Source organism: Microbispora sp. KK1-11 (assembly GCF_006874435.1).
Classification (GTDB): domain Bacteria; phylum Actinomycetota; class Actinomycetes; order Streptosporangiales; family Streptosporangiaceae; genus Microbispora; species Microbispora catharanthi.
Genome location: NZ_VIRJ01000006.1, coordinates 180,553 through 195,016, shown reverse-complemented (window position 1 = coordinate 195,016; position 14,464 = coordinate 180,553). Strand labels below are relative to the sequence as shown.

At 73.8% G+C, this 14,464-nt stretch carries 11 protein-coding genes; 4 read left to right on the top strand and 7 right to left on the bottom strand.

All coding sequences use genetic code 11. From position 1 onward, the window contains the following. Positions 1-140 precede the first annotated feature (140 nt). From FLW16_RS11785 to FLW16_RS11770, 4 genes are all read right to left on the bottom strand, one after another. Positions 141-1,526, bottom strand: a complete 1,386-nt coding sequence (locus FLW16_RS11785; protein ID WP_221891027.1) for an endo-1,4-beta-xylanase — start codon at positions 1,524-1,526, stop codon at positions 141-143. Positions 1,527-1,596: 70 nt separating this feature from the next. After that, positions 1,597-2,229 carry a maleylpyruvate isomerase family mycothiol-dependent enzyme gene (locus tag FLW16_RS11780; protein ID WP_142560032.1) on the bottom strand — a complete coding sequence of 211 codons (633 nt, stop codon included), beginning with the start codon at positions 2,227-2,229 and terminating at the stop codon, positions 1,597-1,599. Positions 2,230-2,335: 106 nt separating this feature from the next. Beyond that, a complete protein-coding gene (locus FLW16_RS11775; RefSeq protein WP_142560031.1) occupies positions 2,336-3,583 on the bottom strand; it encodes an RNA polymerase sigma factor in 1,248 nt (415 codons plus the stop codon). Then, positions 3,580-3,903 carry a YciI family protein gene (locus tag FLW16_RS11770; RefSeq protein ID WP_142560030.1) on the bottom strand — a complete coding sequence of 108 codons (324 nt, stop codon included), beginning with the start codon at positions 3,901-3,903 and terminating at the stop codon, positions 3,580-3,582. Before FLW16_RS11770 ends, FLW16_RS11775 begins: the two co-directional genes overlap by 4 nt. Positions 3,904-4,042: 139 nt before the next feature. On the opposite strand from FLW16_RS11770, the gene FLW16_RS11765 reads away from it, so the two are divergent. The 3 genes from FLW16_RS11765 to FLW16_RS11755 all read left to right on the top strand — a co-directional run bounded on the left by FLW16_RS11765 (position 4,043) and on the right by FLW16_RS11755 (position 7,325). Further along, a complete protein-coding gene (locus tag FLW16_RS11765; protein ID WP_260615178.1) occupies positions 4,043-4,813 on the top strand; it encodes a sporulation protein in 771 nt (256 codons plus the stop codon). Between the two features lie 81 nt (positions 4,814-4,894). Beyond that, a complete protein-coding gene (locus FLW16_RS11760; RefSeq protein ID WP_142560029.1) occupies positions 4,895-6,442 on the top strand; it encodes an ABC transporter substrate-binding protein in 1,548 nt (515 codons plus the stop codon). Positions 6,443-6,485: 43 nt separating this feature from the next. Further along, positions 6,486-7,325, top strand: coding sequence for an SCO6745 family protein (locus FLW16_RS11755; protein WP_142560028.1), 840 nt, complete (start codon positions 6,486-6,488; stop codon positions 7,323-7,325). A gap of 113 nt (positions 7,326-7,438) precedes the next feature. Here FLW16_RS11755 and FLW16_RS11745 read toward each other — a convergent pair whose 3' ends face one another. The 3 genes from FLW16_RS11745 to FLW16_RS11735 form a co-directional block, all read right to left on the bottom strand. Further along, the gene (locus FLW16_RS11745) at positions 7,439-8,608 is read right to left on the bottom strand and encodes a cation diffusion facilitator family transporter (protein WP_142560027.1); all 1,170 of its coding nucleotides are present in this window, start codon (positions 8,606-8,608) and stop codon (positions 7,439-7,441) included. Between the two features lie 110 nt (positions 8,609-8,718). After that, positions 8,719-12,378 carry a BTAD domain-containing putative transcriptional regulator gene (locus FLW16_RS11740; protein WP_142560026.1) on the bottom strand — a complete coding sequence of 1,220 codons (3,660 nt, stop codon included), beginning with the start codon at positions 12,376-12,378 and terminating at the stop codon, positions 8,719-8,721. Then, positions 12,378-12,920 (bottom strand): GNAT family N-acetyltransferase, encoded by a 543-nt coding sequence (locus tag FLW16_RS11735; protein WP_142560025.1) that lies wholly within the window; start codon positions 12,918-12,920, stop codon positions 12,378-12,380. The genes FLW16_RS11740 and FLW16_RS11735 overlap by 1 nt, the downstream gene beginning before the upstream one ends. 158 nt (positions 12,921-13,078) lie before the next feature. On the opposite strand from FLW16_RS11735, the gene FLW16_RS11730 reads away from it, so the two are divergent. Continuing rightward, on the top strand, positions 13,079-14,455 hold the full coding sequence (locus FLW16_RS11730; RefSeq protein ID WP_142560024.1) for an FAD-binding oxidoreductase: 1,377 nt from the start codon (positions 13,079-13,081) through the stop codon (positions 14,453-14,455). Positions 14,456-14,464: the final 9 nt, after the last annotated feature.

Sequence of the window (14,464 nt, the reverse complement as noted above, 5' to 3'; positions counted from 1 at the left end):
CTCGCTCCTCCTGCCGCTCGCCCCTCGTGGGCGCGCTCACCCCTGGGTAGAAGCCGGCTCCCCGATTCTCGACATCCTGCCGGAGAAATCTCAGAGATTTCTCCCAGCCGATTCCAGGGACACGCCTCAGACGATACGGCTCAGAGGGATACGGCCACCTGGGCGTCTCCGGGCTCGTCCAGCGTGAACGTGCAGGACCGGCCGCCGGCCGTGATCTCGTACTCGCCGAGGAAGCCGTCGAATCGGACGCGCCCGTCCGCGTCGGTCACCATGGTCGTCGGCGGCAGCCACCACTCGCCCTTGATGAGCGAGCGCAGCGCGTCGTACGACGGCTTGGGGGTGCCGTCGGCACGGACGAAGCCGCCCGGCGCCCCGAGCCAGCCGCCGTCCGACAGGCCCCAGTACGTCATGGCCTCCACGGCCGGGTGGGACAGCAGGGTCTTGTAGTGGCGCACGACCTCGTCGGCCTGGCGGGCCTCGCCCTCGGGCGTGGTCGGCCACTCGGGGATCTGGTAGTCGTTCAGGTCGACGATCTCCTCCGGCATGATGTGGCCGGAGACGATCGTCGTCTCGGTGAAGTGGATGGGCAGGCCGTACCGCGCGAAGCGGTCGATCGTGGCGAGCGTCTTCTCCTCGCCCCAGTAACCCTGGTGCATGTGGCTCTGCAGGCCGAGCACGTCGATCTTTATGCCCGCCTCCAGCACACCCTCGATCAGGCACTCGTACGCCGCGGACATGTCGAAGTCGTTGAGCAGCAGCGTGGCGTGGGGATTGGCCTCGCGGGCCGCGTCGAAGACCATCCGGACCATCGGGATCCGGCCCATCTCCCGGCAGATCCGGGTGATGCCGTTGTCGTACTTGTCGAAGATCGGCATGATCACGACCTCGTTGATGACGTCCCACATGTCGATCACGCCCGAGAACTCGGTCACGTCGCGCCGGATGCGGTCCACCTGGGCCTTGGCGATCTCGGCGTTCGACAGGTCCATCAGCCAATCGGCGGTCTCGGTGTGCCAGGCGAGCGGGTGCCCCTTGACCGGGACGCCCCGGTCGGCGAACCACCGCGCCGTGGTGAGCAGCCGCTCGGTGTCCGGGCGGCCCCGGACCGGCTCGAACTGCCCCCAGTAGAAGGGCAGCGTGGCGAAGTTGAACAGGTCGAACCACAGGTCGGCGACCTGCTGGGAACCGGCAGCCGGGGCCTCGCCGAGCGACCGCCGCTCGCCGGTGTCCTTCGCGGTCTCGCCGTTGGCCAGCGGGATGAAGTCGAACCCGATGCAGCCGAACAGGAACTTGTGCCGGCGCTGCGCGACGACCACCTCCTGGCCGGCGAGGGGCGTGCCGTCCGCGGTCACGGTGAGCGTGGCGCCGGCGGTGCGGTGCTTCCTGATCAGCGGGTCGGGGTCGACGGGCCCGGAGCTGGAACCAGGGTGGGACGACATCGAGCGGCCTCCAGGGATGCTCAAAGCGGAGAAGTCCCCTCCGGGAGCCTCCTCGCCCCCGCCGGAGAGGTCTGTGATCCCGAGCACGTTAACGCTCTTGACGCTCGAAAGCGCACAGACCTCTCCATCGATGCGATCAACGGCCGAAGCAGCGCGTTCAGTGGATGAAATGGGTGAAGCGGGCGGCGGGCTCGCCGTGCAGCCGTCCCTCGGGCAGCCGGCGGCCGCACAGGACCAGCACCAGATCCTGCGCGGCGCCGGACAACGGGGTGCCCGTGCCGAGCGACCAGTCGACGTCGTCGGCGCGCAGCTCGACGCCGTCCAGGTCGACGCCGAAATACTTGCGGCTCCGTGGGGACAGCGCGTTGTCGAGCAGGACGCGCAGCCGGTCGCCGGGAACCCGCCGGTCGATCCCGAGCGCCACGGTGATGTCCATGCCGTGGATCACGTCGTGCGACAGCGCCCCCGCGTAGCCGCCGCCCGGGGGGCGCCAGGGGTGCTCGGCGTTGTCCCGCAGGCACGCGGTCAGCTCCCGCGGGCCGAGCGCCGCCGCGTCCCGGCGGGCGAGCCGGTCGGCCAGCCGGTCGAAGTTCCCCCGGGCCCTGACGAGACCGGCCAGCACGCTCAGCCCGGAGTGCCGGTAGGGCATCGTCATGTGGGCCACCACCTCCTGCACCCGCCACCCCGCGCACAGCGAGGGCGCGTCCCACGAGTGCGGCGGAAGCTCGCTCAGCAGGTCCGCCAGTTCGCGCCGCTCCGCCGCGATCTGCTGCCGGATATCGGTGTCCATGCGTTCGTCGCCCTTCCGGTCGTGTCCGTCCGTACGTCCACCCGACGAACGGGCGCTGCCCGGATGGACACCCTCCTGACGCGCGTCAGCCGAGGGCGGCGAAGGGTCAGCCGAGGGAGGCGAGGCGGCGGGCGAGGTAGCGGCGCTCGGCGTCGGTGGCGGCCAGGCCGGCCGCCTCCCGGTAGGCGTGGGCGGCCTCGGCCGTCCGGCCCAGGCGGCGCAGCAGGTCGGCGCGGGCGGCGGGCAGCAGGTGGTAGCCGGCCAGGGCGCCCGTCTCCCGCAGTGTCTCCTGCAGTGCGTCGACCAGCGCCAGCCCCGCGGCCGGGCCGTACGCCATGCCGACCGCCACCGCGCGATTCAGCTCCACGACGGGCGAGGGGACCAGCCGGGCGAGCCGCGCGTACAGCACGGCGATCTGCGCCCAGTCGGTGTCCTCCGGGCGGGCCGCGGTGGCGTGGCAGGCGGCGACGGCGGCCTGCACCTGGTAGGGGCCGGGCCGCCCCCGCCGCAGCGTGCCGTCCAGCAGGGCCACGCCCTCGGCGATCTGGGCGGCGTCCCACCGGTCGCGGTCCTGGTCCTCCAGCACGACCAGGTCGCCGGCCTCGTCGAGGCGGGCGGCGCGGCGCGCGTGGTGCAGCAGCATCAGCGCGAGCAGGCCCGCCGCCTCCGGCTCGTCCGGCATCAGCCGCACCAGCACCCGGGCCAGGCGGATCGCCTCGGCCGCGAGCTCGTGCCGTACGAGGGCGGCGCCGGCCGTCGCCGAGTAGCCCTCGTTGAACAGCAGATACAGCACGGCGAGCACCGCCGGGAGGCGCTCGGGCAGCAGGTGGGCGGGCGGCACCCGGTAGGGGATGCCCGCATGCCTGATCTTCTGCTTGGCCCGGGCCAGCCGCTTGGCCATCGCCTGCTCGCCGACCAGGAACGCCCGCGCGATCTCGGTCGTGCTGAGCCCGGCGAGGGTGCGCAGGGTCAGCGCCACCCTGGCCTCCAGCGCGAGCGCCGGATGGCAACAGGTGAAGATCAGCCGCAACCGGTCGTCCGGCACGTCCGGCGCGTCGCCGGCGTCGCCGTCGTCCAGCCTGAGCACGCCCGCCACCTCCCGTAGTTTGGCGGCGCCGGTGGCCTCGCGGCGCAGCAGGTCCACGGCCCGGTTGCGCGCGGCGGTGGTCAGCCACGCGCCGGGCCGGCGCGGCACGCCGTCGCGCCGCCAGGTCCGCAGGGCCAGGGCGAAGGCGTCCTGCGCGCACTCCTCGGCCAGGTCCCAGTCGCCGGTCCAGCGGATGAGGGTGGCCACGACCTGCCCCCACTCCTCCCGGAAGGCCCGGTCGACGGCGGCCTCGACCGGCGGCGTCACAGGTCGACGAGCGGCCGGATCTCGATCGTGCCGTACGCCGCGGCGGGATGGGCGGCGGCGATCTCGATCGCCTCGTCCAGGTCGGCGCACTCGATCAGGCAGAACCCGCCGAGTTGCTCCTTGGTCTCGGCGAACGGCCCGTCCGACAGCAGCACCTCGCCCTCGCGCACCCGCAGCGTGGTGGCGTCACTCGGCGGGCGCAGCCCGGCGCCGCCTTGGAGCACGCCGCGCTCCGCCATCTTCTCCGACCACCCGCCGCAGCCGTCCTCGGCGTGCTCCGCCGCCGACTCGTCGCCGCAGATCAGCAGCACGTACTTCATGCGTCCTCCTCGGGCCGGTATTCCATCATGTCCCTACGACGAACGGGGACGGCTGGAACGGACACCCCTGTACGGGGAACCGGGCGGCGGGGACGGCTCGTTGGCAGCGGTGAACGACCCGCGACCAAGGGAGTGATCGGTGTTCCGCAAGCTGATGGCCGCGCTCGGGGCCGGCGTCGAGGTCGACACGGTGCTGCGCGACCCGCACGTGCGCCCGGGGGAGACCCTCTACGGCGAGGTCCGCTTCAGGGGCGGGTCGTCCGACCACAAGGTGGACGGGATCACCGTCGACTTCACCGCCGTCGTCGAGGTCGAGCACGGCGACCAGGAGCACCACGCGACCTACAGCTTCCTGCGGGCGCCGGTGTCCGGGCCGTTCGACCTGCGCGCGGGGGAGGCCCGCACGCTGCCGTTCGCGATCCCGGTGCCATGGGAGACGCCGGTCAGCGCGGTCGGCGGACGCCCGCTGCCCGGCATGCGGCTCGGCGTGGCCACCGAGCTGGCGCTCGCGGGCGCGCTCGACAAGGGCGACCTCGACCCGCTGTACGTCAACCCGCTGCCCGCGCAGGACCACCTGCTGGGGGCGCTCGTCCACATGGGCTTCCACTTCAAGCGGGCCGACCTGGAGCGCGGCACGCTCCGGGGCTCGACCATGCCGTTCTACCAGGAGATCGAGTATCACGCCGGTCCGGAATGGCGGCGCCACTTCAACGAGCTGGAGCTGACCTTCATCGCCGGGCCGCACTCGATGGACGTGATCCTGGAGGCCGACAAGCGGGGCGGCTTCCTCACCTCCAGCCACGACGTCTACAACCGCTTCCGCGTCGCTTACGGCGACCACCCCGGCAGGGTGGAGCAGGCGCTGCGGGACGGCCTCGCCGCGATGGCCCGGCACCGCGGCTGGTTCTGACCCTCGGTCGGGAAAAGTCCGGACTCGCCCCGAGCCGGGCCACTAGGATGATCACCTCTTTGGTTCCGGAGGTGAAAACGGGTGGTCTCCCGCTCGGCCGCGGCGGTCCTTCCCCTCGTCTGCTGCCTGCTGGCGGTCCCCGCACCGGCGCGGGCCGAGTCCGGCACCGGCGTCACGGTGTCCACCTGCCCGCCGTATGGTCCGCTGACCCTCGGGGAGGCCGGCGTATGCGGCGGCGACGTGCTCGATGCCCTGTTCACCGGCCTCGTCGAGTATGACCCCCGCACTTCGCGGGCGACGTACGCGATGGCGCGGTCGATCAGCACCAAGGACAACCGCCGGTTCACGGTCAGGCTGCGCGAGGGCTGGACGTTCCACGACGGCACCGAGGTGAAGGCGCACAACTTCGTGGACGCCTGGAACCAGACCGCCGCCGCGGGCAAGTCCGGCACCGCGTTTCTCTTCGAGGACATCAAGGGGTACGGATCCCGCGTGATGTCCGGGCTCAAGGTCGTGGACGACCACACGTTCACGATCGAGCTGAAGCGGCCGTTCGGGCCGTTCACGCAGAAGCTGGGCCATGTCGCCTTCTCGCCGCTGCCCGACTCCGCACTCAAGAGCCCCGCGTCGTTCCGGCGCGAGCCGGTCGGCAACGGGCCGTTCCGTGCGGTCACGTGGGCGCCGGGCACCGAGACCGTGCTGGAGCGGTACGACGGCTACGCGGGTCCGTCCAAGGCACAGATCGACAAGATCACCTACCGGGTCTACCCGGACGACTACACCGCCTACGCGGAACTGCTCAACGGTGGTCTCGACTTCCTCGCCTACGTGCCGCCCGTCAAGCTGGACCGTTTCGCCAAGGACCTCGACGGCCGCGTGATCAACCGGCCGGGCGGCGTCATTCAGGAGATCGGCATCCCGCTCCGGCTGGGCACGAACGCCGACCTCCGCAAGGCGGTCTCGATGGCGATCGACCGGAAGGCGATCACCCGCAAGTTCTACGGCGGGCGGAGCCCGGCCGAGTCGTTCGTCCCGTCCACGGCCGAGGGCGCGAAGCCCGGCGCCTGCGGCTTCTGCCGCTACGACCCCGCCCGCGCACGCGTCTACCTCGCCCGGGCGAAGGCGAAGGGGTTCCGCACACCGGCGAGCATCCCGCTCTACTACAACGCCGACAGCGCGCATGGGGACTGGGTCAGGGCGGTCGCCGCGAGCGTCGACAAGGTCTTCAGAGGCGAGGTGAAGATCGTCCCCAAGACGGTGAAGACGAACGACGCCTTCCAGCGAGCGATCGACAAGGGCACCCTCCAGGGGATGTTCCGGATGGGCTGGCAGCTCGACTACCCCCACATCCAGAACGTGCTCGGCCCGCAGTTCGCCTCCGGCGGGACGTTCAACTACGGGCTGTACCGCAACCCGCGGTTCGACGCGCTGCTGCGCGCGGCCGACCGGGAGGTGTCGCGGGCCAAGGCGATCGGGCTCTACCGCAGGGCCGAGGCGATGCTGGTCCGGGACATGCCGGCGATCCCGCTGTGGTTCTACCGGGACACGTCCGGGTATTCGCGCAGGATCGCGGCGCCCGCTCTGACGCCGTTCGGCTGGCTCGACCCGGTCTCGGTGCGGCCCGCCTGACCTCTTCACGGTTCGCCGTACGCGGTGATCTAGCCTGGCGGACATGGACGAGATCTGGCGGCTGGTCGAGTGCTGTCACGCACCGGTCTACTTCGCGCCCGAGGCGAAGGAGGCGTACGCCGCGGCGGGACTCAAGGGCTTCTGGATGGGGTATTTCGCGTCCAGGTCCGCCGCGCTCGGCCCGGTCTCCCCGCAGGTCGTTACCGCCGCGTTCTACAACTTCGCCCCGTCGATGGTCGCCCGTGCGATCCCCGACGCCTGGCGGTTCTGCCCGCCCGAGGAGGTGCTGGCCGCGCGCCTGGAGGTGGCCTGCCGGTGCCTGCGCCGCCTGCTCGGCGACCTCGCCGATCACCCGGACGTGCGGGAGGCCGCGGGCCTGGCCGGGGCAGCGGTGGAGGCGTGCCCCGCCGGCGGGCGGGTGCTGTTCGCGGCGCATGCCGCCCTGCCGCCGCCCGGCGAGCCGCTCGCGGCGCTGTGGCACGCGCTCACCGCGTTGCGCGAGTTCCGCGGCGACGGGCACGTGGCCGCCCTGGTCACCGCGGGGGTGGACGGCTGCGAGGCCAACGTCGTCGCGTCGGCGCTCGGGCTCGTGCCGTCCGAGCAGCGGGCCTACCGGGGGTGGACCGAGGAGGAGTGGCAGGCCGCGGCCGGCCGGCTGCGCGAGCGCGGCGTCCTCGACCGCGAGGGAGCCGTGACCGAGAAGGGGCGGCGCGAGCGCGACGCCGTCGAGGCGGCCACCGAACGTCTCGCGCGGGCGCCGATGGACGCCCTGGGCGAGGTTGGGGCGGCTCGGCTGGCGCGTCTCCTGCGCCCGCTCGTCACCCGGATCATCGACGGGGGAGGGGTGCCCTTCCCCAACGCGATGGCCATGCCGCGCCCCTGAACGCCCAGCCCCTGAACGCCCAGCCCCTGAACGCCCAGCCCTTGAACGCCCAGCCCTTGAACGCCCAGCCCTTGAACGCCCAGCCCTTGAACGCCGGGCGTCTCGTGCTCCGGTCAGCCGGCGCGGTGCCGGACGGGGCCGGCCGAGGAACGGCCGGCGCGGGGATGGCCGGCCGGGGGATGGTCGTGCCGGTGGCCGTCGAGGACGGCGTGGTGGTCCACGCCGTCGTGGGGCAGCGGGTCGGCGTGCACGATGGCGGCCGTCAGCCGGGGGATGGCGTGGATCAGGTTGTGCTCGGCCTCGGCCGCGACCCGATGGGCCTCGACGACCGTGGCCGCCGGGTCGACGACGACCTCGCACTCGGCCCTGAGCCGGTGGCCGATCCAGCGCAGCCGCACCTGACCCAGGCCGAGCACGCCGGGGGTGCCCCGCAGGGTCGCCTCGGCGCGGTCCACGAGAGCGGGGTCGACGGCGTCCATCAGCCGCCGGTACACCTCTCGCGCCGCCTGCCGCAGCACCATCAGGATCGCGACCGTGATGAGCAGGCCGACGGCGGGGTCGGCCCAGGTCCAGCCCAGGGCCGCCCCTCCGGCTCCGGCCAGCACGGCCAGTGAGGTGAAACCGTCGGCGCGGGCGTGCAGCCCGTCGGCGACGAGGGCCGCCGAGCCGATCTCACGCCCGACGCGGATGCGATGGCGGGCGACCAGTTCGTTCCCGGCGAAGCCTGCCAGCGCCGCCGCCGCGACGGCCCCCAGGTGGGAGACCTCCCGCGGCTCCAGGAGCCGCCCGATCGCGGCGTACGCCGCGGCGATCGAGGACGCGGCGATCGTCACGACGATGACCACGCCGGCCAGGTCCTCGGCCCGTCCGTAGCCGTAGGTGTAGCGGCGGGTGGGCGGACGGCGGCCGAGCAGGAAGGCGATCCCGAGCGGCACGGCGGTCAGGGCGTCGGCCGCGTTGTGCAGGGTGTCGCCCAGCAGCGCCACCGACCCCGACAGGGCCACCACCGCCGCCTGGACCAGCGTGGTCGCGCCGAGACCGGCCAGCGACACCCACAGCGCGCGCATCCCCCGGGCGGACGACTCCATGGCCGGGTCCACCTTGTCCGCGGGCTCGTGCGAGTGCGGGCGCAGCAGATGCGCCACCCGCGCGCGGATCGTCGCCCCACCGTGCCCATGCCCATGCCCATGCCCATGCCCGTGCCCATGCCCGTGCCCGTGCCCATGCCCGTGCCCGTGGCCGTGCCCATGCCCGTGCCCGGGGGCGGCCTGTCGCTGGCTCATGGCACCTACGATGCCGCGGAAAATCCGTCGCAGCATCTCGACAAGAGCAGGTCCGGGGCAGTTGCGAACGCCCCGCACCTGCTCCGCTTCCAGAGCTCGGACAAGGGGGCTCAGGCCGGCGCGTCGCCGGTGCGGCCGGTGTTCCCCGCGACCGCACGGATCTCGCGCAGGAGCGCCTCGCTGCGGCTCACGAGATGAGGCAGGTCGAGCCGCCGGTGTGCGTCCCGCCCGGCCTCCGCGTGCGCCAGGGCGGCCGGAACGTCGCCGGCCCGGTGCAGGAGCCGGGCGACCACGTCGTGAAGCGTTCCCCACGACAGGCAGCCCGTGCCCATGGTCATGAGCTCGCCGGCGATCGGCCGCAGCTCGCCGAGCAGCTCGTGCGGGTCGGGCCGGCCGAGCTCGGCGGCGACCAGGGCCCACTGCCAGGCGACGAACTGCCACGTCCAGTCGCGTGGCCGCACGGCGCCCCAGCGGTCGATCAGGCGATGGGCCAGCTCGTGGTCGCCCGCCTTCAGGGCGGCGAGGACGGCCGTGGGCCGCGCGATCATATTGGAGTCGTCGGCCGCGGCCTCGACCAGCTCCGTCAGCAGCGGGCTGGGCCGTCCCCGGCACCAGTCGGCGTAGAACGCGTAGAGCAGCTTGAGGACGTCCGGCCCCCACAGGCTGGTGCGGCGGAAGCTGCCGGTGCCGATGACCGCCTGCCGGTCCATCTCCGCCCAGTCGCCCGCCAGCATCGCCCGCCCGGCCGCGGCGTACGCGACCTGCGTCTCGATCTCCGGCATCCGCACTTCGGCGGTGAGCCGCAGGCAGCGGGCCAGCTCCGCGTCGTAGTCGGCGAGCATCCCCGCCTTCATGAACCTGGGCATGCGGTGCAGGCGGGCGACGATCTCGGTGGCCCTGGGCAGGCCGGGGAGGCCCAGCATCTCCTCGGCCGCCCGGTAACGCTCCTCCTCGTGCTCCGGCGTCCAGGCCGCGATGACGAAGTTGTTCAGCGTGCGGGCCAGCAGAAGGGGGTCGCCGGTGCGCCGGGCCAGTTCCACGGCCTCCAGGGCGTGGCGGCGGCCCTCCTCGCGCCGGTCGCCGTAGTACAGCTCGACGCCGAGCGTGCCGAGCAGCTCCGCGCGGGTGCGCACGGCGCCCGGGTCGAGCCGGGAGAGCTGGTCCTCCAGCACGGTCACCATGCGGTGGTCCACCACGCCGTACGAGCGCCAGTTCCACAATGTGACGCCGCCGAAGACGGTGGCCGCCTCGATGACGGCGTCGTCGTCGCCGATGCCGGTCGCGAGCGTCACGGCCTCGTCCAGCGCGCCGCGCGCCCCCTCCACATCGCCGGTCACCCGCCGGGCCTTGCCGAGGCCGATCAGCAGGGCGCAGCGGGTGGCCGCGGGTCCGGCGGCGCAGGCGTCCAAGGCCTGCTCCCAGTAGAGGACGGCCTCGTCGTAGGCGAGCCGGGCCGTCGCCTGCCCGGCCGCCTCCATGGCGTACGAGACGGCCTTGTCCGCGTAGCCGACCCGGGCGGCCAGCCCGAAGTGGTGGGCCAGCGCCGGCAGCCGCGACGCGGTCTCACCCCACCGCAGGGTCTCGATGGCCTCGCCCACCCGGCCGTGGAGCTGGGCCCGCTGCCTGCGGCTGAGGCCGGAGTACAGCGCCTCCTGCACCAGCGCGTGGGAGAAGCGGTAGTCCCAGCCGCCGTCCACCTCGACCAGCAGCCCGGTCGCGACGGCCGGTTCGAGCAGCATCATCACCCGGGCGCCGCCGACCCCGGTCGCGGTCTCCAGCACGTCGGCGTCCACGTCCCTGCCGATCACGGCGGCCGCCCGCAGCAGGGTCTGGGAGTCCTCCGGCAGCCGCGACACCCGCTGGTTGATCACGTCGCGCACGCCGTCGGGCACCGCCAGGGCGAGCACGTCCGCCACGCCCACCCGGCCGTCGGGATGGGTGCTGGTCAGCAGGCGCAGCAGTTCGCCCAGGAAGAACGGGTTGCCGCCGGTCCTGTCGTGCAGCGCGGAGGCGAGCACCGGCCCGGGACCGGCCCATCCCGCCTCGCGCAGGTAGTCGGCGATCTGCTCGGGAGTGAGCGGAGCGACGGTCATCCGTTCGGTGCCGCGCTGGCGGGTCAGCTCGCCGAGCGCCTCGGTCAGCGCCTGCCTGCCCACCGCCGGCTCGGGCCGTACGGTGGCCAGGACCAGGAGCGGGACGCGGTGCAGGTCGGCGCCGAGGAAGGTGAGCAGCTTCAGCGAGGCGGCGTCGGCCCAGTGCAGGTCCTCCACGACGACAAGCACCGGGGCGGCGGAGGCCCGCCGCGTGAGCGCCCGCGCCACGCTGTCGTGCAGCAGGAACCGGGCGGTGTCGGGGTCGGCCGTGTCCGTACGGTCGCCGTCCGAGAGGCGGTGGGCGAGCCTGGCGAGGTCGCCGCCCGCCTCCCCGGCCTCGCCGGTTCCCGGAGCCGGGCCGGTCGCCGGGGCCCTGTCCATCGCGTGGGTCTGTGCCGTTGCGATTGCCTGGGCCGTTCCCGGAGTCTGCGTCGTCGGTGCATGGGCCGCAGCCAAGGCGTTCAGCGCCTGGATCCAGGGCCAGAACGCGGGGGCGCCACTGCCCTCGACGCACCTGCTCCAGGCGACCGCGGCCCCGCGCTCCGCCGCCATGCTCGCGGCGGCCTCCGCCAGGCGGGTCTTGCCGATGCCGGACTCCCCGCTCACCAGGAACACCCCGCCCACGCCCCGGCGCAGGTCGTCGAGCCGCTCGCCGATCCGGCGCAGGTGCGGCTCCCGCCCCACCAGCCCCGGCACGGCCGCGTCCCCGGCGTTCTCGTCGCCGGTGTTGCCGTCCCCGGTGTCTTCGCCCGCTGCGCCGCCCCGCACGCCTGCGCCCGTGCCTCCCCGTGCGTTCGGGGCCGGCTCCGGCGGCACGGCGACCGCGGGGGCCCACACCCCCGCCAGGGACTCGTCCTGGACGAGGATGGCCTGCTCAAGCCGCCGCAGTTCGGGACTCGGATCGAGCCCCAGTTCGTCGCCGAGCAGCGTGCGGCAACGCTGGTAGGCGGCCAGCGCCTCGGCCTGCCTGCGCTCCCGGTAGAGGGCCCGCATGAGCAGCGCCCACAGGCCCTCGCGGTAGGGGTCCTGTTCGAGCAGGCGCTCGACCTCGACCGTCACCTCGGCGGCGCGTCCGACCGCGAGCCACGCCTCGGCGCGTACGGTCAGCGCGTGCAGGCGGGTCTCGCTCAGGCGGGCGACGGTGGACCGGGCGAAGGGCTCGTCGGCCAGGTCGGCCAGCGGCTCGCCCCGCCACAGCGCCAGCGCCGGGCCCAGGATCCGCTCGGCCTCCTCGGGACGGCCCGCGGCCAAGGCGGCGTGCGCGGCCTCGGCCGCCCGGCCGAACCGCTCGGCGTCGACCTGGTCGGGCTCGATGTCCAGCAGGTAGCCGGGCTCCCGCGTACGCAGGACCCGGGCCGGGGAGCGCGGGCTCCGCCGGGGTTCGAGCGTCCTGCGCAGATGTGAGATGTACGCCTGGAGCGTTCCCGTGGCGCTGGAGGGCGGCTCGTCCCGCCACAGCCGGTCGATGAGCTGGTCGAGCGGCACGACATGGGGCGCGTTCAGCAACAGCAGGGCCAGCACGGACCGCTGCTTGCGGGGCCCGAGGTCGAGGATCGTCCCCGTGCCGTCGGCGACCTCCAGGGTGCCGAGGAGGCGGAAGTCCAGAGCGGGGCCCTGGCGGCCGTCCAGGCCCGGGCGCGGCGCCGGTAATCGCGCGCCGTCGATGCTCGTGCGCATCACAACTCCCGAAAGAGCCAGGCGGCCCAGGGCCGGATTTCTGGCTCATCATACCCGTATGTCCGCTCGTTCTCCCGGGAGAAAGCGCGGTTCGTGTCGTCTCTGAAACCGGCGCTCTCCAGCAGGGCGCGCAGGCCGTCGTCCCCCGGCCCGGGGAGGAACCACACGGCCCGTACGCCGTCCGCGCGCAACTCCATCAGCAGGTCGTCGAGCAGGCGGCGGCCCAGCCCCCGGCCGCGGTGCGGCACGGCCACGGCGAACGCGTGCAGCACGGCCCACTCCGGGACGTGCCGGGGCGCCCCGGTCTCCAGCAGCGCGGCGGCGAGCGGGGCGGCGGCGGCCGGCCGGCCGAGGTCGGTCAGCACATAGAGGCGGCACCGGGCGGCCGGCGCCTCTCGCAGGACGTGTTCCAGCGCCGGTCCGATGATCCGGGCTCCCGGCGCACCCGCGTGCGCCGGCACCTCGCGCAGCAGCAGTGTTCCCGGTGACGTTCTCGGCGGCGCGGCGTACCGCGGCCGGCGCTTCTTCGACGGCGACGACATCGCCCCAGCGTGCGCGGGCCGTCTTGGACACTCCTAGTACGTCTCTAGGAACCCTTTTAAACGCCCCGCCGAACCCGGGCCCGGGAGGCGCAAGAGAACACCAAGACCCGGCTGCGACAACTGTCCCCGTCACAGACAACGACATCCGAAGGACGGACATGCACAGCACCATCGAAGACGCGCTGCGGGGACAGATCGCCGGCCGGGTCCTGCTTCCCGGACAGGACGGGTTCGAGGAGGAGGCCGCCGGGTTCAACCTCGCGGTGCGCCACCGGCCCGCCGTGATCGTCGCGGCGCGGGACGCCGGCGACGTGGCCGCGGCCGTACGGCTCGCCGCCGCGCACGGGCTGCCCGTGGCCGTGCAGTCGACCGGCCACGGCGCCGTGCAGGCGGCCGACGGCGCGGTCCTGGTCAGCACCCGTGCGATGCGGGAGGTCGTGGTGGACCCCTCCGCCCGCACCGCCACGATCGCGGCCGGCTGCACGTGGGGTGAGGTCGTCACCGCCGCGGCGCCGTACGGCCTGGCCCCGCTGTGCGGCTCGGCGACCGGCGTCGGCGTGGTCGGCTTCACCCTCGGCGGCGGCATCGGGCCGATCGCGCGGACCTTCGGGTTCGCGGCCGACCACGTGCGGGAGCTCACCGTCGTCACCGGGGACGGCGTGGTGCGCACCGCCGACGCGGCCCGCGAGCCCGACCTGTTCTGGGCGCTGCGCGGCGGCAAGGCCGGATTCGGCGTCGTCACCTCGATCACCGTGGAGCTGCTGCCGCTCACCGGCCTGTACGGCGGCGGCCTGTTCTACGCGGCCGAGGACGCCGGGCGGGTCCTGCACGCCTACCGGAGCTGGACCGGCACGCTGCCGGAGACCACCACCACCTCGGTCGCGTTGCTGCGCCTGCCCCCGCTGCCCGAGCTGCCGCCGCAGCTCAGCGGCAAGTTCGTCGTCCACCTGAGGGTCGCCCACGTGGGGGACGGGCAGGAGGCCGAGGCGCTGCTGGCCCCCATGCGGGCCGTGGCCGAGCCGGTGCTCGACGCCGTCGGGCCCCTGCCGTACGCGGCGATCGACTCCATCCACCGGGACCCGACCCACCCCATGCCGGTCGCGGAGCGGGGGGCGCTGCTGCGCGAGCTGACGGCGGAGACCGTGGAGGCGCTGCTCGCGGTCGCAGGACCGGCCGCGCGGGTTCCGCTGGCCGTCGTCGAGCTCCGCCAGCTCGGCGGCGCGCTCGCCCGTCAGCCCAAGGAGCCCAACGCCGTGGGCGGGCGCGACGCCGCCTTCACGCTGCTCGCCATCGGCGCGCCGGTGCCCGAGCTTATGGACACGGCCGTCCCCGCGGCCGTACGGGCCGTGATCGAGGCCCTCGCGCCCTGGTCGACCGGCGGCGCGCTGATCAACTTCCAGGGCGGCGCCCTGGCCCCCGAGCAGATCTCCCGGGCCTGGCCGGAGGAGACGCTGCGGCGGCTGGTGAAGCTGCGCGAGGTCTACGACCCGGCGAACCTGTTCCGCTTCGGCCACGTCGTCCCCCGCCAGGGCTGAGCATGGTCC

Excerpts from the sequence above, each read along its gene's own strand:
- FLW16_RS11755 (WP_142560028.1), top strand. The coding sequence starts at position 6,486 with ATGGACGAGATCTGGCGGCTGGTCGAGTGCTGTCACGCACCGGTCTAC.
- FLW16_RS11745 (WP_142560027.1), bottom strand. The coding sequence starts at position 8,608 with ATGAGCCAGCGACAGGCCGCCCCCGGGCACGGGCATGGGCACGGCCAC.
- FLW16_RS11735 (WP_142560025.1), bottom strand. The coding sequence starts at position 12,920 with ATGTCGTCGCCGTCGAAGAAGCGCCGGCCGCGGTACGCCGCGCCGCCG.
- FLW16_RS11730 (WP_142560024.1), top strand. The coding sequence starts at position 13,079 with ATGCACAGCACCATCGAAGACGCGCTGCGGGGACAGATCGCCGGCCGG.
- FLW16_RS11770 (WP_142560030.1), bottom strand. The coding sequence starts at position 3,903 with ATGAAGTACGTGCTGCTGATCTGCGGCGACGAGTCGGCGGCGGAGCAC.
- FLW16_RS11780 (WP_142560032.1), bottom strand. The coding sequence starts at position 2,229 with ATGGACACCGATATCCGGCAGCAGATCGCGGCGGAGCGGCGCGAACTG.
- FLW16_RS11740 (WP_142560026.1), bottom strand. The coding sequence starts at position 12,378 with ATGCGCACGAGCATCGACGGCGCGCGATTACCGGCGCCGCGCCCGGGC.